General features: G+C 54.6%; 19 protein-coding genes and 3 pseudogenes. 13 read left to right on the forward strand and 9 right to left on the reverse strand.

The window, feature by feature from the left end; translation table 11 throughout:
• The first annotated feature begins 2 nt into the window (after positions 1 to 2).
• The 4 genes and pseudogenes from trpCF (at position 3) to JNO11_RS10495 (ending at position 3,873) form a co-directional block, all read left to right on the forward strand.
• Positions 3 to 1,366: pseudogene (trpCF, locus tag JNO11_RS10480) on the forward strand (bifunctional indole-3-glycerol-phosphate synthase TrpC/phosphoribosylanthranilate isomerase TrpF).
• Positions 1,367 to 1,412: 46 nt separating this feature from the next.
• Positions 1,413 to 2,604: pseudogene (gene trpB / locus JNO11_RS10485) on the forward strand (tryptophan synthase subunit beta).
• Positions 2,604 to 3,407, forward strand: a complete 804-nt coding sequence (gene trpA, locus JNO11_RS10490; protein WP_010670255.1) for a tryptophan synthase subunit alpha — start codon at positions 2,604 to 2,606, stop codon at positions 3,405 to 3,407. Before trpB ends, trpA begins: the two are co-directional and overlap by 1 nt.
• Positions 3,408 to 3,558: 151 nt before the next feature.
• The gene (locus tag JNO11_RS10495) at positions 3,559 to 3,873 is read left to right on the forward strand and encodes a BON domain-containing protein (RefSeq protein ID WP_010244430.1); all 315 of its coding nucleotides are present in this window, start codon (positions 3,559 to 3,561) and stop codon (positions 3,871 to 3,873) included.
• Positions 3,874 to 3,931: 58 nt separating this feature from the next.
• Here the strand turns inward: JNO11_RS10495 and ompW are convergent, their stop codons facing one another.
• Complete coding sequence (ompW, locus tag JNO11_RS10500) at positions 3,932 to 4,603, reverse strand: outer membrane protein OmpW (protein WP_108912490.1); 672 nt, start codon at positions 4,601 to 4,603, stop codon at positions 3,932 to 3,934.
• Between the two features lie 215 nt (positions 4,604 to 4,818).
• Here ompW and JNO11_RS10505 point away from each other — a divergent pair, with 215 nt between their 5' ends.
• From JNO11_RS10505 to yciA, 4 genes are read left to right on the forward strand one after another with little or no spacing between them, the layout of a single operon-like run.
• On the forward strand, positions 4,819 to 5,235 hold the full coding sequence (locus JNO11_RS10505; protein WP_010244424.1) for a YkgJ family cysteine cluster protein: 417 nt from the start codon (positions 4,819 to 4,821) through the stop codon (positions 5,233 to 5,235).
• A gap of 27 nt (positions 5,236 to 5,262) precedes the next feature.
• Positions 5,263 to 5,997 (forward strand): YciC family protein, encoded by a 735-nt coding sequence (locus JNO11_RS10510; RefSeq protein ID WP_010244420.1) that lies wholly within the window; start codon positions 5,263 to 5,265, stop codon positions 5,995 to 5,997.
• Positions 5,998 to 6,048: 51 nt separating this feature from the next.
• Positions 6,049 to 6,588: a septation protein A gene (locus JNO11_RS10515; protein ID WP_010244416.1), complete on the forward strand. Its 540-nt coding sequence runs from the start codon at positions 6,049 to 6,051 to the stop codon at positions 6,586 to 6,588.
• 58 nt (positions 6,589 to 6,646) lie between these two features.
• Positions 6,647 to 7,069: an acyl-CoA thioester hydrolase YciA gene (gene yciA, locus JNO11_RS10520; RefSeq protein ID WP_010244413.1), complete on the forward strand. Its 423-nt coding sequence runs from the start codon at positions 6,647 to 6,649 to the stop codon at positions 7,067 to 7,069.
• A gap of 36 nt (positions 7,070 to 7,105) precedes the next feature.
• On the opposite strand, the gene tonB is transcribed toward yciA, so the two are convergent.
• Positions 7,106 to 7,861, reverse strand: a complete 756-nt coding sequence (gene tonB / locus JNO11_RS10525; protein WP_029519522.1) for a TonB system transport protein TonB — start codon at positions 7,859 to 7,861, stop codon at positions 7,106 to 7,108.
• Between the two features lie 197 nt (positions 7,862 to 8,058).
• Here tonB and JNO11_RS10530 point away from each other — a divergent pair, with 197 nt between their 5' ends.
• Both JNO11_RS10530 and JNO11_RS10535 read left to right on the forward strand, forming a co-directional pair.
• Positions 8,059 to 8,355 carry a YciI family protein gene (locus tag JNO11_RS10530; RefSeq protein WP_010244407.1) on the forward strand — a complete coding sequence of 99 codons (297 nt, stop codon included), beginning with the start codon at positions 8,059 to 8,061 and terminating at the stop codon, positions 8,353 to 8,355.
• A 19-nt stretch (positions 8,356 to 8,374) separates the two neighbouring features.
• A complete protein-coding gene (locus JNO11_RS10535; RefSeq protein ID WP_325177690.1) occupies positions 8,375 to 8,521 on the forward strand; it encodes a hypothetical protein in 147 nt (48 codons plus the stop codon).
• A 324-nt stretch (positions 8,522 to 8,845) separates the two neighbouring features.
• Here JNO11_RS10535 and ycgZ read toward each other — a convergent pair whose 3' ends face one another.
• The gene (ycgZ, locus tag JNO11_RS10540; protein WP_010244401.1) at positions 8,846 to 9,088 is read right to left on the reverse strand and encodes a regulatory protein YcgZ; all 243 of its coding nucleotides are present in this window, start codon (positions 9,086 to 9,088) and stop codon (positions 8,846 to 8,848) included.
• A 449-nt stretch (positions 9,089 to 9,537) separates the two neighbouring features.
• On the opposite strand from ycgZ, the gene JNO11_RS10545 reads away from it, so the two are divergent.
• The gene (locus JNO11_RS10545) at positions 9,538 to 9,765 is read left to right on the forward strand and encodes a hypothetical protein (protein WP_325177282.1); all 228 of its coding nucleotides are present in this window, start codon (positions 9,538 to 9,540) and stop codon (positions 9,763 to 9,765) included.
• A gap of 54 nt (positions 9,766 to 9,819) precedes the next feature.
• Here the strand turns inward: JNO11_RS10545 and JNO11_RS10550 are convergent, their stop codons facing one another.
• Positions 9,820 to 9,993, reverse strand: a complete 174-nt coding sequence (locus JNO11_RS10550; RefSeq protein ID WP_003853917.1) for a YciY family protein — start codon at positions 9,991 to 9,993, stop codon at positions 9,820 to 9,822.
• Positions 9,994 to 10,163: 170 nt separating this feature from the next.
• Between JNO11_RS10550 and cls the strand changes: the two genes are divergently transcribed.
• Both cls and JNO11_RS10560 read left to right on the forward strand, forming a co-directional pair.
• On the forward strand, positions 10,164 to 11,624 hold the full coding sequence (gene cls / locus JNO11_RS10555) for a cardiolipin synthase (RefSeq protein WP_010244396.1): 1,461 nt from the start codon (positions 10,164 to 10,166) through the stop codon (positions 11,622 to 11,624).
• Positions 11,625 to 11,669: 45 nt separating this feature from the next.
• Positions 11,670 to 11,993 (forward strand): HI1450 family dsDNA-mimic protein, encoded by a 324-nt coding sequence (locus JNO11_RS10560; RefSeq protein WP_003853921.1) that lies wholly within the window; start codon positions 11,670 to 11,672, stop codon positions 11,991 to 11,993.
• A 48-nt stretch (positions 11,994 to 12,041) separates the two neighbouring features.
• Here the strand turns inward: JNO11_RS10560 and oppF are convergent, their stop codons facing one another.
• The 5 genes and pseudogenes from oppF to oppA form a co-directional block, all read right to left on the reverse strand.
• The gene (gene oppF, locus JNO11_RS10565) at positions 12,042 to 13,043 is read right to left on the reverse strand and encodes a murein tripeptide/oligopeptide ABC transporter ATP binding protein OppF (RefSeq protein WP_010244389.1); all 1,002 of its coding nucleotides are present in this window, start codon (positions 13,041 to 13,043) and stop codon (positions 12,042 to 12,044) included.
• The gene (locus JNO11_RS10570; protein ID WP_010244386.1) at positions 13,040 to 14,053 is read right to left on the reverse strand and encodes an ABC transporter ATP-binding protein; all 1,014 of its coding nucleotides are present in this window, start codon (positions 14,051 to 14,053) and stop codon (positions 13,040 to 13,042) included. Before JNO11_RS10570 ends, oppF begins: the two co-directional genes overlap by 4 nt.
• A gap of 11 nt (positions 14,054 to 14,064) precedes the next feature.
• Positions 14,065 to 14,973, reverse strand: coding sequence for an oligopeptide ABC transporter permease OppC (oppC, locus tag JNO11_RS10575; protein WP_010244382.1), 909 nt, complete (start codon positions 14,971 to 14,973; stop codon positions 14,065 to 14,067).
• A 14-nt stretch (positions 14,974 to 14,987) separates the two neighbouring features.
• Positions 14,988 to 15,909, reverse strand: a pseudogene (oppB, locus tag JNO11_RS10580) (oligopeptide ABC transporter permease OppB).
• Between the two features lie 92 nt (positions 15,910 to 16,001).
• A complete protein-coding gene (oppA, locus tag JNO11_RS10585; RefSeq protein WP_157352322.1) occupies positions 16,002 to 17,642 on the reverse strand; it encodes an oligopeptide ABC transporter substrate-binding protein OppA in 1,641 nt (546 codons plus the stop codon).
• Positions 17,643 to 17,671 lie beyond the last annotated feature (29 nt).

Consider the following 17,671-nt stretch of genomic DNA (forward strand, 5'->3'; position numbering starts at 1 on the left):
TCATGAAAGGCACCGTGTTAGAAAAAATTGTTCAGGACAAAGCGATTTGGGTTGAAGCCCGTCAGCAGCAGCAGCCTCTCTCTACCTTTCAGAACAGCATTGAACCCGCCAGCCGTCATTTCTACGACGCGCTGCAGGGTGCAAGAACCGCGTTTATCCTGGAGTGTAAAAAAAGGCCTCTCCCTCGAAAGGCATTATTCGTGAGGATTTCGATCCAGCCGCCATTGCCGGGGTCTACCGCCACTACGCTTCCGCGGTATCTGTGCTGACCGATGAGAAATATTTTCAGGGCGACTTCGCCTTTCTGCCGATTGTCAGCGCGGCCATCACCCAGCCGGTGCTGTGCAAAGATTTTATCATCGACCCCTATCAGATCTATCTGGCCCGTTACTACCAGGCGGATGCGATTCTGCTGATGCTGTCAGTGCTGGATGACGAGCAGTATCGTCAGCTGGCCGCCGTGGCGCACAGCCTGAAGATGGGCATTCTGACTGAAGTAAGCAATGAAGAGGAACTGGAGCGGGCTATCGCGCTGCAGGCCAAAGTCGTGGGTATCAACAACCGCGATCTGCGTGACCTCTCTATCGATCTTAACCGCACCCGTCAGCTGGCACCGCGCCTGTCACACGGCGTCACGGTAATCAGCGAATCAGGCATTAACAGCTATGCCGATATTCGCGAGCTGAGCCATTTTGCCAACGGCTTCCTGATTGGTTCTGCACTGATGGAAGAAGCCGACCTGACCGCAGCGGTGCGTCGGGTCACGCTGGGCAGCAATAAAGTGTGCGGCCTGACCCGTGCCGAAGATGCGCGTGCCGCCTATGAAGCCGGGGCAATCTATGGTGGGCTGATCTTCGCGGAAGGTTCCCCGCGCCAGATTGACACCGCTACGGCGCAGACCGTTATCGCTGCGGCCCCGCTGCGCTACGTCGGCGTGTTCCGCAATGCCGCTGTGAGTGACATTGTCACGCAAGCCGGTGCGCTTTCACTCTCTGCGGTGCAGCTGCATGGCAACGAGACGCCGGCGTTTGTGGCTGAACTGCGTGCGGCTCTGCCAGCAGAGATTCAAATCTGGAAGGCGCTGCGCATTGAAAGCACCTTACCGGCGCGCGACTGGCCTCATGTTGACCGTTATGTGTTTGATAATGGCGACGGCGGAACCGGACAGCGTTTCGACTGGTCGCTGTTGCAGGGGCAGACGCTCAACAACGTGCTGCTGGCCGGTGGCCTGAGCGCGGATAACTGTGTTGAAGCCGCGCAGCTCGGCTGTGCCGGACTGGACTTCAACTCTGGCGTGGAAAGCGCGCCTGGCATCAAAGATGCCCGTAAAATTGCCGCTGTGTTTCAGACACTGCGAGCCTACTGATTTGCCTGGCCTGCTCAACGGCGGGCCCGAGAAAGGAAGATAAAAAATGACGTTACTTAATCCCTACTTTGGCGAATTTGGCGGAATGTATGTTCCGCAAATCCTGATGCCAGCCCTGCGCCAGCTGGAACAGGCGTTTGTCGACGCCCAGAAAGATCCTGAGTTTCAGGCCGAGTTTACCGACCTGCTGAAGAACTATGCGGGTCGTCCTACCGCCCTGACGCTGTGCAAAAACCTGACTAAAGGCACCAAAACCCGCCTCTATCTTAAGCGTGAAGATCTGCTGCACGGTGGCGCGCACAAGACCAACCAGGTGCTGGGTCAGGCGTTGTTAGCCAAACGCATGGGCAAAAAAAGAAATTATTGCCGAAACCGGTGCGGGTCAGCACGGCGTAGCTTCAGCGCTGGCCTGTGCGCTGCTGGGCATGAAATGCCGCATCTATATGGGCGCAAAAGATGTGGAGCGTCAGTCACCCAACGTCTTCCGTATGCGTCTGATGGGCGCAGAAGTGATCCCGGTGCACAGCGGCTCCGCCACGCTGAAAGATGCCTGTAACGAAGCGCTGCGCGACTGGTCCGGCAGCTACGAGACATCACACTATATGCTCGGCACCGCGGCGGGTCCGCATCCCTTCCCGACGATTGTGCGTGAGTTCCAGCGCATGATTGGCGAAGAGACTAAAAAGCAGATTCTGGAAAGAGAGGGGCGTCTGCCCGATGCGATCCTCGCCTGTGTGGGCGGCGGCTCCAACGCCATCGGCATGTTTGCCGACTTTATCGATGAGACCAGCGTGAAGCTGATCGGCGTAGAGCCTGCGGGCCACGGCATTGAGACCGGAGAGCATGGCGCGCCGCTCAAGCACGGTCGCGTCGGCATCTACTTCGGTATGAAATCGCCGATGATGCAGACCCATGATGGCCAGATTGAGGAGTCTTACTCGATCTCTGCCGGCCTCGACTTCCCGTCGGTAGGCCCGCAGCATGCGCACCTGAACAGCATCGGTCGTGCGGAATATGTCTCTATCACCGATAACGAAGCACTGGCCGCCTTTAAACAGCTCTGTCGCGATGAAGGTATCATTCCGGCGCTGGAGTCATCCCACGCCCTGGCGCACGCTATGAAGATGATTCAGGCCGAGCCGGAAAAAGAGCAGTTGATTGTGGTCAACCTCTCTGGCCGCGGCGACAAAGATATTTTCACCGTTCATGACATTTTGACAGCGCAGGGAGAAATCTGATGGAACGTTACAATCAACTGTTTACGCGTCTGTCAGCGAATAACGAAGGGGCTTTCGTTCCTTTCGTTACGCTGGGCGATCCGTCACCGGAGCTTTCACTGCGCGTGATTGACGCCCTGGTTGAAGGAGGCGCGGATGCACTGGAGCTGGGTATTCCCTTCTCCGATCCCCTTGCAGATGGCCCGACCATCCAGAATGCGACGTTACGTGCCTTTGCGGCGGGCACCAACACCAGCCAATGCTTTGAAATGCTGGCCACTATCCGCCGTAAGTATCCGGATCTGCCGATTGGATTGCTGATGTACGCCAACCTGGTCTTCACCAACGGTGTGGATGAGTTCTATGCCCGTTGTGCAGAGGCGGGTGTGGATTCGGTGCTGGTGGCGGATGTGCCCGTTGAAGAGTCCGCGCCCTTCCGTCAGGCGGCGCTGCGTCATGGCGTGGCACCCATCTTCATCTGTCCGCCTAACGCCAGCGATGAGCTGCTGCGTGAGATCGCTTCACACGGACGGGGTTACACCTACCTGCTGTCGCGCGCGGGCGTGACCGGTGCTGAAAACCGCGCCAGCCTGCCGTTGCAGCATCTGATCGACAAGCTGCGTGAATACCATGCAGCCCCGCCGCTGCAGGGCTTTGGTATCTCTGAGCCTGAACAGGTGAAGGAAGCGATCGCTGCGGGCGCTGCGGGTGCGATCTCCGGCTCTGCGATTGTCAGAATCATCGAAAAACATCATTCAGAGCCTGAGGTGATGCTGAGCGAGCTGAAGAACTTTGTCAGCCGTCTTAAAGCCGCCAGCCGTTAATCCTGCCAGCATGCCTTATCGCGCGATAAGGCATGATTTGTTTCCTTTTTTTTTCATTCCCCCCATTTGCCCTTTTTGCAAAATCTGCACCACAATGACAATGCGCCGTTACGGTAACGTCGCATCCATTTTGTGACAGGGAGAGAAAGCAATGAAATTCGTTAAACTGCTGACAGGTGCTGTACTGGCGGGCGTGGTTGCGCTGACACTGAGCGCCTGTGCGCCAACCGCAACCAAAGAGGGAACCGGTGGCTATATTGATGACACCGTGGTGACCACAAAAGTTAAAGGTGAACTGCTGAAAGATGACTCGCTGAAATCAACTGAAATCAACGTAGAAACCTTTAAAGGTAAAGTTCAGCTGAGCGGTTTTGTTTCATCACCACAGATGGCTAATCGTGCCGTTCAGGTTACGCGCAGCGTGGCGGGCGTGAAGTCCGTGGTAAACAATATGCAGATCAAATAACGTCTTAACAGACAAAAAAAGGCCGCTGATTCAGTGGCCTTTTTTATCATCTTTATCATCAGAAACGGTAACCCGCTCCGAAGAAGAAGACCCAGGGATCGATGCGCATATTGATATTCTGCTGCTCGCCACCCGCTTTAAACTTCACTTCCGTATCAATATCCATGTACCACACCGACGCATTCAGCATCCAGTCACGGTTAATCTGATAATCCAGACCGACCTGACCCGCCACACCCCAGGAATCCTTCACGCTGAGATCGGTCAGGCCCGCATCGCGGCCCGTCTGGTTGAAATCGGCATCGTAAAAGGTGGTGTAGTTGATACCCACGCCAACGTAAGGACGCGCTTTGCTCTTGCTGTCAAAGAAGTAGTACTGCGCCATCAGCGTAGGCGGTAACTGGCGTACCGTTGCCAGTGTTCCGGTCGGGCCCAGGCCCACTTTGTGACGGAACGGTGTGGCGGCCAGTAATTCGACACCAATGTTGTCCGTTGCCATGTAAGTAAAGGTCAGGCCCAGTTGCGTGTCGTTGGATGCGCTGAACTCGCCCATCCCTAACACATTATCGGAACCTTCGGTGGGCCGGACGGTGGCACTACCGGCACGCATAAAGAAGTCGCCTGCTTCGTGGGCCATCGACAGCTGGGGAAAAGCCAGAGCCAGCAGCATCGCGCATTTTGCCAGTTTCATCATCACTCCTTTGCTTAATGTTAATGTCGCGAACGTCATCGCTTTTTTGCTGGCAAATATTTAACGTGATTTACAGAAAATTGCACTCTGTACCCTTCAGATAAATTACTTAAAAAACAATGAATTGATTTAGATCAATTTCGGCTCAGGCTGGCGCAGCAAAATTCCCCCTTGCTGAATAATTTCGCCGGGCCTATTTTGCTTATCTTCTCTGGTGATTTTGGTTCGATGCCCTGGGAGGGGCGGGTGATCAAATGAGTGAAATAACTAACCCTTGTGTCAGCTGTGGCGCCTGCTGCGCCCATTTCCGCGTCTCATTTTACTGGGCCGAAGCCGATGATGCCGGCGGCCCGGTGCCGACCGCATTAACCGAACCGCTCAGCCTGTTAATGCGCAATATGCGTGGAACGAACGATCGCGCGCCGCGCTGCGTTGCCCTTGAGGGCGACATTGGCGGCTGTGTCTCCTGCGGAATTTACGAACAACGTCCGACGCCCTGTCGGGAATTTTCGATGTCGGGCGAAGCAGGTATCCACAATGAAGCCTGCGATCGCGCCCGCGCCAGATATGGTCTTCCCGCCCTTTTTTCCCCATCTTTACCTGTCATGACAGAAAGTTATGCCGCAGCGGGTGCCAGCGAGCTGCCAGAACATGTACAATCGCCGGGTTAATTAACCCGGTTCCTCAAAGGAGTGTACATGTCTATCACGGCAAGCTCGTTATACCGTGACACAGGAAATTTCGCGCGCCATCAACTGGCTACGGTGCTGTTGATGTCGCTGCTGGCCGCTTTTATCACCGTCATGCTGGTGCATGTGCTGACGCCAGGTGCCGATCAGATGGCCCTCCTGCAACAGGGTGACGATAGCGCCGGTTCGCTGTTTGAGATGGTGCAGAATATGTCACCGGAACAGCAGCAGGTGCTGCTGCGCGCCTCGGCGGCCAGCACCTTCGCTGCGCTGATGGGGAACACGCTGCTGCTTGGCGGAATGCTCTATCTGATCCCGATGGTCTCTTCCGGCCAGCGTGTCAGTGCGTTGCGGGCGATTGGTGCTTCAGCGCCGCTGCTGCCAAAGCTGCTGCTGCTCACCTTCCTGATGACGCTGGTGGCGCAACTGGGCTTTATGGTGCTGGTGGTGCCAGGCATTCTGCTGACGATTCTGCTGTCGCTGGCTCCGGTGATGGTGGCCAGTGAGAAGATGGGTGTCTTTGCCGCTATGCGGGCCAGCATGCGGATGGCGTGGAAGAATGTGAAGCTGATTGCCCCCGCTATTCTGCTCTGGCTGCTGGCCAAAGTGGTGGTGATGCTGTTCTTCTCTTCGCTGACGGTTTTACCGCTGAATGTCTCGTCGGTGATTTTCACCGCGGCAGGCAATGTGGTTTCGGCGATGTTGATTATCTATCTTTATCGGCTCTATATGCTGTTACGTTGATTGACGATGTGCCTTCGGGCACATTTGCAGCCAACTCTGAATGGAAAAACTATGAAGCAGCTACTCGACTTTCTTCCCCTGGTGGTCTTTTTCATCTTCTACAAGCTGTATGACATTTTTGTCGCCTCGGGCGCGCTGATTGTCGCGACCGGTCTGGCGCTGGTTGTCAGCTGGGTGCTCTATCGCAAGCTGGAAAAGATGACGATTTTCACCTTTGTGCTGGTGGCGGTTTTTGGCACCCTGACGCTGGTGTTCCACAACGATGAGTTCATTAAGTGGAAAGTCACGGTTATCTACAGCCTGTTTGCCGCCGCCCTGCTCTACAGCCAGTGGTTTATGGAGCAGACGCTGATTCAGCGCATGCTGGGCAAAGAGCTGCAGCTGCCCGACGCGGTCTGGCGCCGGCTCAACGTTGCCTGGGCGCTGTTCTTCTTTATCTGCGGCCTGGTAAACATCTATGTCGCCTTTTGGTTATCTCAGGCGTTTTGGGTTAACTTTAAAGTGTTCGGTCTCTCCGGTCTGACCTTACTGTTTACCCTGCTCAGCGGGCTTTACATCTGGCGACAGATGCCGCAGCAGGAACAAAAATAATCATCTGCCCGGTCCGCCGGGCATTTTTTTAGCATTCACCTGCATAGAAGTGGAAGCAATGGGCGAAAAACATACATTGCCGAAAGGCGAAATGGTGCTGCGTACGCTCGCCATGCCAGCAGATACCAACGCCAACGGCGATATTTTTGGTGGCTGGCTGATGTCACAGATGGATATGGGTGGCGCTATCCTGGCGAAAGAGATCGCTGAAGGACGCGTGGTGACGGTTCGCGTCGACGGCATGTCATTTATGAAGCCCGTCGCGGTGGGCGATGTGGTGAGCTGCCATGCGAGCTGTCTTCGTACCGGCAACAGTTCCATGACGATTAATGTGGAAGTGTGGATCAAAAAAGTGTCGTCTGAGCCGATTGGACAAACTTACATTGCGACGGAGGCGGTGTTTATTTATGTGGCGGTCGACAATGAGGGTAATTCCCGTCCTCTGCCAGCCGGTCGTGCCAACCAGCAACCCGGCGAATGAAAAACAGGTCAGGCTGTTTCAGCCTGACCTGACGCTTTATTCCAGGCTGGCCCCACCATTAATCTTAAACACGATATTCATGGTCAGACCCTGCCCTGGCCGTCCGCTCTGATAGCGCCACTTTTTCATCGCCTGCTTAACTTCACGCTCAAACATATTGCGCGGCTCAGCAGAGAGGATCTGGATGTTATCCACCCGTCCCTCACTGTCCACATCAAACTTCACCCGTACCCGCCCCTCTACACGCAGTGCAAATGCGCGTTGTGGATAGCCAGGCTTACTGACGTTCAGTGCTTTTGGGCCGGTTGAGGCCGATGAGGTGGGTGACGGCGTAGATTTTGGCGCCGTGGTCGGTTTGTTCTGCGTCGCCGGGGCTTCCTGCTTAAACGGATCGGCCTGCGGTTTGCTTTCCTGACGCGGCTTCACCTCGCGTTTAGGCTGCTCCCGCTTGTGCTCTGGTTTCGGTTTGGGCTTTGGCTTAGGCTCAGGTTTGGGAATCGGCACCGGCTCCGCTTTCGGCGGTTCGGGCACGGGCTGAGGTTCCGGCACCGGTTCAGGTTCTGGCTGAGGTTCTGGCTGTGGTGCAGGCGGCTCCACGATGGCCGGTGCAGGCTCAGGCTGGACTTCAGGGGCGACCATGGTAACGCTGATGGGCTGCGACGCTTTGGGCACCTCAATCACCTGCTGGAATGAAGCATACAGAATTCCGGCTATCACGGCCCCATGCAAAGCAACAGACAACAACATGGAGACAGGCGTGCGTTTAGGTAATGGCATAGTCAGCGTGGTCATAACAGTCGCAGTGATTGAATGAAGCAGCGATTTTAAATGCAAATAGCAATCAGTTTCAATAACTCCCGCCATCCCGCCTGAAGAAAAGCGCTTTTTAGCCCTTTATGCTGAGCCTTTCACCACTCTGAGGTTTCGTTTGCACTCTGAGGGGCAATCCCTTAACGTGTTGCGAAATTCTGGTTAATGGGAGTTCCTTAGTGCTTTACGTCATTTATGCAGAAGATACTGCAGATTCACTGGAAAAACGTAACGCCGTGCGCCCTGCCCATCTGGCACGGCTCAAACTGCTGCAGGAAGAGGGACGCCTGATCATTGCAGGCCCGATGCCTGCTGTCGACAGCAACGATCCTGGTGTAGCGGGCTTTACCGGCTCAACCGTGATTGCTGAATTCCCGTCATTAGAAGAAGCACAATCCTGGGCACAGGATGATCCCTACTTCGCCGCGGGCGTCTATAAGCAGGTTTCGGTTAAGCCGTTTAAACGCGTCTTCTGATCGTGACTCAGCATTGAAAATGGCTTCTGTGCCTGGCACAGAAGCCATTTTTATTTTGATCGTTCAAGAGAGGAAAGATGCAGATAATCATTCTGGGGCTATTGGCCATTATCGCTTTACTGATCGGAAGCGCGGTTTATCTCTGGCGAACTCAGGGCTGGCGTAATAAAAAAGCAGTGGATTGTCATGCTGATCGTGCTGGCGGCGGCACTGCAGCTGGTGAACGTAACGCTGATGATGACGACACAACGTCTCGCTGGTTAATCAGACCTGAGGTTTCATTGCGACAGAGCAGCACATCACTCTCTGTCGCAGCAACCGGCCGGTCTGAATATTCTGCCTCGCGAATAAACGCAGCGACCAATTGATCTTAATAAATTAAAGCGTTGTTCTGAACGACATTGATAATAAACCGGCAGTACACCGGCCTGGTCTTTCAGTAATACACGCTCTCTTTAATATCCCGCCACTGGCTATTTTCAGCGATGAGTTAACCGCGATCCAGAATCAGGCCAATCAGCGCATGATAGTGCTGTTCTTCTTCCGGGCTGGTGACATGCTGTAAGCGGCCGATCAGTTTTGAGCAGATCGCTTTACGATTCAGACTACGACCCGAACTGATAATTTCCGTCACGACGGAGCCAAGAATGGCCTGTTGTGATGGCTGCGCGGCGCTATGTAAATAGGCGGAGATGTCAGAGACTGAAGCGGGAATACGAACGTTAGTCTGCATGGTTGACCCTCATAGGATTCATTTAAGATTAATAACCGATGCGATAAAGTTATACAACAACGAGCTATCTGTACAGATATTTAGCTTAAAAAATCAGATCGTCACGTCTTAATGACAATAAACTCATAAATAACAGCACATTACAACATTGTAAAGTTGTACAACTTGTTAGCCTGCGGTTTTTATCCTGTTAATATTCCCTCTTTAGTCCGCGCCTGAATGACCTGTTTTACTATTAAAATATGATCTTTCCGCCCTTTTTTTTAGTATTAAAGAGGAATTATCTCGCAGAGCTGTCTACATTTACCCCTTGTGAGTTGAACCTCTGAATGGATGCACAGCACAGTCGCGGGCACATTATGCATAAAACTTATTCTGGCCAGTCCCTTACATTGCTCGACCCGCTGTTATCCCGGCTCCTTTCTATTGTTGACCCCAAAATAGAAGTAATGAGTGGTTACCCTGCTAATTGCTCAGTGTGGCTCACTGTTTATTATCAGCGTAAATCGCGTAAGTGGTCTTACGAATGGTACGATCGTGTGGGTTACCACAGGCCGACTGAGCTGGGCAGCTCAATGGAATGTCTGATGCGCGAAGTCAGCGATTGTGGCGCGTCGCATCAGGAGCACCTGATAGCGCGACGGGCGATGGCAGAATCGGTTTTTTTTGAAGCCTGATTTGAAGTCTGAATAGCCTGCTTTGTCCGACAGGCTGAATTCACCGGGCTTTCGCTATATTATCTGCGTAATAAACAGAATCGAACGACGCTGCTGTTGTGCCAGCTGATGGCGAATGCAGTGGATACGCTTATACCGCCGCGACTGCCCTTCCAGCCAGCGTGAGCGGCGGCGATGCACTTGCCGTAACATTCTCCAGCGCGCCACTTCATTTCTGCTTCGTTTCATCACTTCCTCTCTGACGTCATACACACGAGATATACGCGAGGGCATTATAGAGATCTCTGCGGTAATGCCAAATCGGATCCTTCATCGAGGATGTCCGGGATAAAGGGTTCCGTTAGCCGTCATCTGCACGTAAACTTGCCGGACGAAAGCGCGAACGGGATGTCCACTTTATGACCACTTTTTATACCCTGATCAGCTGGTTGCTGGTGTTTGGTTACTGGCTGCTGATCGCCGGGGTTACGCTGCGCGTATTGATGAAGCGACGGGCAGTGACATCCGCGATGGCCTGGCTACTGGTTATCTATATTCTGCCGCTGGTAGGGATTATCGCTTATCTCTCTTTTGGCGAACTCCATCTGGGTAAACGTCGTGCGGAGCGCGCCCGCACCATGTGGCCATCCACTGCCCGCTGGCTTACTGACCTTAAGCAGTGCCGTGAAATTTTTGCCACCGAACACAGCGACGTTGCGCGTTCGCTGTTTGAGCTTTGCTACCATCGTCAGGGCATCGCCGGGGTCAAGGGCAACCAGCTGCAGCTGCTCACCAGCGCCGACGACGTGATGCAGGCGCTGATTCGGGATATCCAGCTGGCCCGCCACAACATTGAGATGGTGTTCTACATATGGCATCCCGGCGGTCTGGCGGATGAAGTGGCGGAATCTCTAATGGCGGCATCACGCCGTGGCGTTCATTGCCGTCTGCTGCTCGACTCTGCGGGCAGTGTTACCTTTTTCCGCAGTCCCTGGGTCGGCATGATGCGTAATGCCGGAATCGATGTGGTGGAAGCGTTGCAGGTCAGCCTGCTGCGCGTCTTCCTGCGACGGATGGATCTGCGTCAGCACCGCAAAATCGTACTCATTGATAACTACATCGCTTATACCGGCAGCATGAACCTGGTCGATCCCCGCTTCTTTAAACAGAGCGCGGGTGTCGGTCAGTGGATTGACCTGATGGCGCGAATGGAAGGCCCGGTGGCGACGGCGATGGGGATTGTTTTCAGCTGCGACTGGGAGATAGAGACCGGCAAACGCATTTTACCGCCGCCACCCGATCGCAACATTATGCCGTTTGAACAGGAGAGCGGCCACACCGTGCAGGTGATCGCCTCCGGTCCCGGCTTCCCGGAAGATATGATCCATCAGGCGCTGCTGACTGCGGTCTATTCGGCACGTGAACAGTTGATCATGACCACGCCCTACTTAGTGCCGAGCGACGATCTGCTGCATGCTATCTGTACGGCGGCGCAGCGTGGCGTCAATGTCAGCGTGATTGTGCCTCGTCACAATGACTCGCTGCTGGTTGGCTGGGCCAGCCGCTCCTTCTTCAGTGAGTTGCTGGAAGCGGGCGTGAAAATTTATCAGTTTGAAGATGGCCTGCTGCACACCAAAAGCGTGCTGGTCGACGGACAACTGAGCCTGGTAGGAACCGTGAATCTCGATATGCGCAGTTTATGGCTGAATTTTGAAGTGACGCTGGTGGTTGATGATGCGGGTTTTGGCAGCGATCTCGCCTGTGTGCAGGATGACTATATCGCCCGTTCCCGCCTGCTGGATGGCAAGCGCTGGGCAAAACGTGCCTGGTGGCAACGCATCGTCGAACGACTGTTTTACTTCTTCAGTCCTTTACTGTAAAACGAGCCAGATTGTGTAAATGGCCGCAGGCCGACAGGACAGACTATGGATTTAAATAATCGCCTTACCGAAGATGAAACGCTGGAACAAGCCTACGATATTTTTCTCGAACTGGCAGTCGACAATCTTGATCCGGCAGACGTCATTCTCTTCAATCTGCAGTTCGAAGAGCGCGGTGGCGCAGAGCTGTTCGATCCCTCTGAAGACTGGAAAGATCATGTCGATTTCGATCTGAACCCGGACTTCTTCGCCGAGGTGGTGATTGGGCTGGGTGAAGCGGACGGTGAACCGATCACCGACGTCTTTGCTCGCGTGCTGCTGTGCCGCGAGAAAGACCACAAACTCTGTCATATCCTGTGGCGTGAGTAAGCGTCAGATTTGATAAGAAAACGCCGGGCGATTGCCCGGCGTTTTGCATTATAGCGGGTCGACTTTCAGACAGGAGACCGCGTGATTGAAGCTGCCTTCCAGCAGCGGCCGGGTTTTCGCACACTCCGGACCGGCAATCGGACAACGGGTGCGGAACACGCAGCCTGATGGCGGATTGATCGGCGACGGCAGCTCCCCTTCCAGCAGCTGAATCTGCTTGTTCTTCTCCTTGTCCGGATCGGGGATCGGCACCGCGGACATCAGCGCACGGGTATAAGGATGCTGAGGATTGCTGTAGACCTCTTTGTAGGTGCCCAGCTCCACCGCATGCCCCAGATACATTACCAGCACCCGGTCAGAGATATGTTTCACCACCGCCAGATCGTGCGCAATGAAGATCAGTGATAAGCCCATTTCGCGCTGCAGCTGCTGCAACAGGTTAACCACCTGGGCCTGAATCGAGACGTCCAGTGCGGAGACCGGCTCATCACAGATAATCAGCTTTGGCTCCAGAATCAGCGCGCGGGCGATACCGATACGCTGACACTGACCGCCCGAGAACTCGTGCGGATAGCGGTTAATCAGGTTAGGCAGCAGCCCCACCTTCATCATCATATTTTTAACGCGGTCTTTCACTTCCTGACGCGCCATTTTTGGATGATAGGTACGCAGTGGCTCTGCGATAATATCGCCGATGGTCATACGCGGGTTCAGCGACGCCAGCGGATCCTGGAATATCATCTGGATATCGCTTCGCGCCTTGCGCCACTCCTCTTCACTTTGCCCCAGCAGATCACGGCCTAACCAGGCGACCCGACCTTCGGTCGCCTTCACCAGCCCGATAATGGCGCGCGCCAGGGTCGATTTACCACAGCCAGACTCGCCTACCACGCCCAGGGTTTCCCCCTCATACAGACGCAGGCTGACACCATCGACTGCTTTCAGGGTTTTTGATGGCTGCCAGAACCACTGCCTGCCATCTTTGATGTCGAAATGCACCTTGAGGTCGGCGATTTCCAGTAACACTCTTTTTTCAGCTACGGTGCTCATACTAACTCCTCCACCGGCTTAAAGCAGGCGCGCAGACGGCCTTCGCCAAAGGGTTCCAGCGGTGGTGCCTGGGTGCAGATATCCATAGCGTGCGGGCAACGCGGCTGGAAGGGGCAGCCCTGCGGCAGACGCAGCAGGTTGGGTGGATTACCCGGAATCGTCGTCAGGCTTTCCCCTTCCGCATCCAGACGCGGCACCGCATTAAGCAGACCAATCGAGTAAGGATGTGACGGCTGATAAAAGACATCGCGGGCACGGCCATACTCCATGGTGCGTCCGGCATACATCACCAGCACTTTGTCGCAGATCCCTGCCACCACACCCAGATCGTGGGTGATCATGATAATGGCGGTGTTGAACTCGCGCTTGAGGTCGTTGAGCAGCGTCATAATCTGCGCCTGGACGGTAACATCCAGCGCAGTGGTCGGCTCGTCGGCAATCAGCAGTTTGGGACGGCACAGCAGCGCCATGGCGATCATGACGCGCTGACGCATGCCGCCGGAGAACTCATGCGGGTACATCTTCATCCGCTTGCGCGCTTCCGGCATTTTCACCGCATCCAGCATTCTCACCGACTCTTCAAACGCCTGCGCGTTGTTCATCCCTTTATGCAGCTTAAGCACTTCCATCAGCTGCTCGCCCACCCGCATATAGGGGTTCAGCGAGGTCATCGGGTCCTGGAAAATCATCGCAATCTGTTCGGCGCGCAGTTTATTGAGCTTGTTCTCGGGCAGATTCAGGATCTCTTTGCCATTGAACATCGCCGAACCGCCAATGCGGCCATTTTTCGCCAGCAGCCCCATCAGGGCAAAGGCGGTTTGTGACTTGCCGGAACCGGACTCACCGACAATGCCCAGCGTCTCACCGGCGCGCAGCGAGAAGTTCAGGTCGTTAACGGCGGTAACATCACCATCGTGCGTGCCGAAGGTAACGCGTAAATCTTTGACCGTAAGTAGCTGTTCGCTTCCCGCGCGGGCCGCCATTGCTGGCTGGAATTCATGAATAGTCATCGGGAAACTCCTTAACGATCTTTCGGGTCGAGGGCATCACGCAGGCCATCGCCGATAAAGTTGAAACAGAACAGCGTGACCACCAGGAAGCCTGCCGGATAGAGCAGCAGCCACGGCGACACTTCCATCGAGTTTGCCCCGTCGCTGAGGAGTGCGCCCCAGCTGCTCAGCGGCTCCTGCGTACCCAGGCCCAGGAAGCTCAGGAAGGATTCAAACAGGATCATGCTCGGCACCAGCAGCGAGGCGTAAACCACCACCACGCCCAGCACGTTCGGCACGATGTGGCGCACCACGATTTTCCAGGTCGATACCCCACCCACATGGGCCGCTTCGATAAACTCTTTGCGCTTCAGGCTCAGCGTCTGGCCGCGCACAATACGCGCCATATCGAGCCACGAAACCATACCGATGGCGGCAAAAATCAGCAGGATATTGCGACCAAAGAAGGTCACCAGCAGGATCACGAAGAACATAAACGGGAAGGAGTTAAGGATTTCCAGAATACGCATCATCACCGAGTCTGTTTTACCGCCGAGATAGCCAGCAATCGAGCCATAGAGCGTCCCGACAATCACCGCGATCAGCGCAGAAGCCACGCCCACCATCAGCGAGATCCGGCCACCGATAGCCACACGCACCAGCAGGTCACGACCCGAAGAATCGGTGCCGAACCAGTGACCAGAGGTGGTATCGGGCGGCGAGGACATCATAGCCCAGTCGGTATCGTCGTAGGTGAACTGCGCCAGCATCGGCGCAAAGATCACGAACAGGGTGATCAGGAACAGCACCAGCAGGCTGATGGAGGCAGCGCGGTTATGAATAAAACGACGACGCGCGTCCTGCCAGAGACTACGCCCTTCTACTTCCAGTTTCTCACTGAACGCATCAAGAGCTTCGCTGTTTTTCTTACTTAACATCATGGCGAACTCCGCAATCAGTAACGAATTTTGGGATCGATAACGGCATAGAGCACGTCAACAATCGCGTTGAATACGATGGTCAGCAAACCCACCAGAATGGTCAGGCTCATCACCAGTGAGTAGTCACGGTTCAGGGCGCCGTTCACAAACAGCTGACCGATGCCCGGCAGACCGTAGATCGACTCAATCACCATCGACCCGGTGATGATGCCGACAAATGCCGGTCCCATGTAGGAGATCACCGGCAGCAACGCCGGTTTCAGTGCATGACGCATTACAATGCGGCGCAGCGGTAACCCTTTGGCGCGCGCGGTGCGGATAAAGTTGGAGTGCATCACTTCAATCATCGATCCACGGGTGATACGCGCGATACTGGCGATGTAAGCCAGCGACAGCGCCACCATCGGCAGCAGCATGTAGTTCCACTGCCCGCCGTTCCAGCCGCCGCCCGGCAGCCACTTCAGGGTGATGGCGAACAGCAGAACCAGCAACGGCGCGACCACGAAGCTGGGTATCACCACGCCGGTCATTGCCACCCCCCATCACCGCAAAATCCCACAAGCTGTTCTGTTTGAGCGCAGCGATAACTCCGGCCGTGACGCCAAGTACCACCGCCAGCAGAAACGCGGCCAGGCCGAGTTTGGCCGAGACCGGGAATGCATGCGCGACCAGATAGTTGACCGAATAATCTTTGTATTTAAAGGATGGGCCGAAGTCGCCGTGCGCCAGCTGCACCAGGTAATCGACATACTGCTTACCGATAGGATCGTTGAGGTGATATTTCGCCTCAATGTTGGCCATCACTTCCGGTGCCAGGGTGCGCTCGCCAGTAAACGGGCTGCCGGGTGCCAGTCGCATCATAAAGAAGGAGATGGTAATCAGGACGAACAGCGTCGGGAGCGCTTCAAGCAAGCGACGCAGGATGAATTTTAACATTGCCGTACCTACCAGGCTGTTGCTTCACAACATATAAAAAAAATTAAAAGGCGGCGCCAGACGCGCCGCCACTGCTGATAGCCTGAATGCTATTAGTGTTTGATGATGTAGAAGTTTTTATCGAGCGTTTTATCCAGTGGATCTTTACCGGTATAACCGCCGACATAAGGTTTCACCAGACGGGTGTTCACGTAGTAGTAAACCGGGACGATGGTGCTGTCTTTATCCATGATCTGCTCGGCCTGCTGATAGTCAGCTGCACGGGCTTTAGCATCCGGGGCCTTAATCGCGTCGCGAATCACTTTGTCAAACGCATCGCTCTTATAGTGCGAGGTGTTACTGCTGCTGTTGGACAGCATGGTGTTCAGGAAGGAAGTCGGTTCATTGTAGTCCGCACACCATGCCGCACGGGAAACATCGTAGTTACCCTGATGACGGGTATCCAGGAAGGTTTTCCACTCCTGGTTTTCCAGCTTGATGTTCACGCCGATATTTTTCTTCCAGATCGACGAGGCGGCAATTGCCAGCTTTTTGTGCAGATCGGAGGTGTTATAGAGCAGGTTAAAGGTCAGCGGTTTGTCGGCGGTGTAGCCCGCTTCGGCCAGCAGCTTTTTCGCCTCGGCATTACGCTTGTCCTGTGACCATTTGAACCAGTCTGGCGGCAGAATGTCCATGCCGTCGGTCGCTGGTGGCGTGTAGCTATAGGCAGGTTTCTGGCCCTGCGCCAGCACTTTATTCACCATGATGTCACGATCCAGACCCAGCTTCAGGGCAGCGCGCACGCGCGGATCGGTGAATGGCGCTTTCTGGTTATTGATTTCGTAGTAATAGGTGCAGAGATATGGATCGACGTGCAGCTCTTTACCGTTGTCACGCTGCAGCTTTTTAAACAGCTCAATTGGCAGGTTGTTATAGGTCATGTCGCTGCCGTTCTCGGAGAAGTAGCGGTTAACGTCACTGACTTCTGAACTGATCGGCAGGAAGGTGACTTTGTTCAGCACCGTATGCTCATTGTCCCAGTAGTTCGGGTTACGCACCAGGGTGATACGTTCGTTAATCACGTGCGCTTCAAGCTTAAAGGCACCGTTGCCGACCCAGTTCTGCGGCTGCGTCCACTGATCGCCAAATTTCTCAATCGCCGGTTTGTAAACCGGTGACATGACGGAGTTAATCAGCAGCTTATCAAAATAGGGAACCGGCTCACTCAGGGTGACTTCCAGCGTGTGGTCATCAATAGCTTTGACGCCCAGATCGGTAACTGGTTTTTTACCGGCGATGATGTCATCGACGTTCAGGATATGACCATACTGCGGATAGCTGGCATACGGTGAGGCGGTTTTAGGATCGACCAGACGCTCCCAGCTGTAGACGAAGTCCTGCGCGGTGACCGGCTCGCCATTGGACCATTTGGCATTTTTACGTAAGTGGAAAGTCCACACTTTGAAGTCTTTGTTTTCATAGCTTTCCGCTACGGCCGGGATCGGTTTACCGTTGCTGTCATTGACCAGCAGACCTTCGTAAAGATCACGCGCCACGTTATCTTCCGGAACACCTTCAATTTTGTGCGGATCGAGCGACTGCACTTCATCGCCATTGCCGCGAACCAGCTCCTGTTTAGCGGCCAGCTCAACGCCCGCAGGCACCGTAGCTGCGAAAGCCACATTCCCTGCCAGCGCACTCACTGCGGCGAAAACGCCCGCTGCAATCAGGCTTTTTTTCGTGATGTTGTTCATTATTACACTCCAGTTTTATTATCGTCACC

This window comes from Pantoea sp. 1B4 (assembly GCF_016925765.1).
Taxonomy (GTDB): Bacteria; Pseudomonadota; Gammaproteobacteria; order Enterobacterales; family Enterobacteriaceae; genus Pantoea; species Pantoea agglomerans.

Coding starts and splice junctions, on each gene's coding strand:
- JNO11_RS10515 (WP_010244416.1), top strand. CDS start 6,049: ATGAAGCAGCTACTCGACTTTCTTCCCCTGGTGGTCTTTTTCATCTTC.
- JNO11_RS10550 (WP_003853917.1), bottom strand. CDS start 9,993: ATGAAACGAAGCAGAAATGAAGTGGCGCGCTGGAGAATGTTACGGCAA.
- oppA (WP_157352322.1), bottom strand. CDS start 17,642: ATGAACAACATCACGAAAAAAAGCCTGATTGCAGCGGGCGTTTTCGCC.
- JNO11_RS10510 (WP_010244420.1), top strand. CDS start 5,263: ATGTCTATCACGGCAAGCTCGTTATACCGTGACACAGGAAATTTCGCG.
- JNO11_RS10495 (WP_010244430.1), top strand. CDS start 3,559: ATGAAATTCGTTAAACTGCTGACAGGTGCTGTACTGGCGGGCGTGGTT.
- trpA (WP_010670255.1), top strand. CDS start 2,604: ATGGAACGTTACAATCAACTGTTTACGCGTCTGTCAGCGAATAACGAA.
- oppC (WP_010244382.1), bottom strand. CDS start 14,973: ATGATGTTAAGTAAGAAAAACAGCGAAGCTCTTGATGCGTTCAGTGAG.
- cls (WP_010244396.1), top strand. CDS start 10,164: ATGACCACTTTTTATACCCTGATCAGCTGGTTGCTGGTGTTTGGTTAC.
- JNO11_RS10560 (WP_003853921.1), top strand. CDS start 11,670: ATGGATTTAAATAATCGCCTTACCGAAGATGAAACGCTGGAACAAGCC.
- ycgZ (WP_010244401.1), bottom strand. CDS start 9,088: ATGCAGACTAACGTTCGTATTCCCGCTTCAGTCTCTGACATCTCCGCC.
- JNO11_RS10545 (WP_325177282.1), top strand. CDS start 9,538: ATGAGTGGTTACCCTGCTAATTGCTCAGTGTGGCTCACTGTTTATTAT.
- JNO11_RS10570 (WP_010244386.1), bottom strand. CDS start 14,053: ATGACTATTCATGAATTCCAGCCAGCAATGGCGGCCCGCGCGGGAAGC.
- oppF (WP_010244389.1), bottom strand. CDS start 13,043: ATGAGCACCGTAGCTGAAAAAAGAGTGTTACTGGAAATCGCCGACCTC.
- JNO11_RS10535 (WP_325177690.1), top strand. CDS start 8,375: ATGGCTTCTGTGCCTGGCACAGAAGCCATTTTTATTTTGATCGTTCAA.
- ompW (WP_108912490.1), bottom strand. CDS start 4,603: ATGACGTTCGCGACATTAACATTAAGCAAAGGAGTGATGATGAAACTG.
- JNO11_RS10505 (WP_010244424.1), top strand. CDS start 4,819: ATGAGTGAAATAACTAACCCTTGTGTCAGCTGTGGCGCCTGCTGCGCC.
- tonB (WP_029519522.1), bottom strand. CDS start 7,861: ATGACCACGCTGACTATGCCATTACCTAAACGCACGCCTGTCTCCATG.
- yciA (WP_010244413.1), top strand. CDS start 6,647: ATGGGCGAAAAACATACATTGCCGAAAGGCGAAATGGTGCTGCGTACG.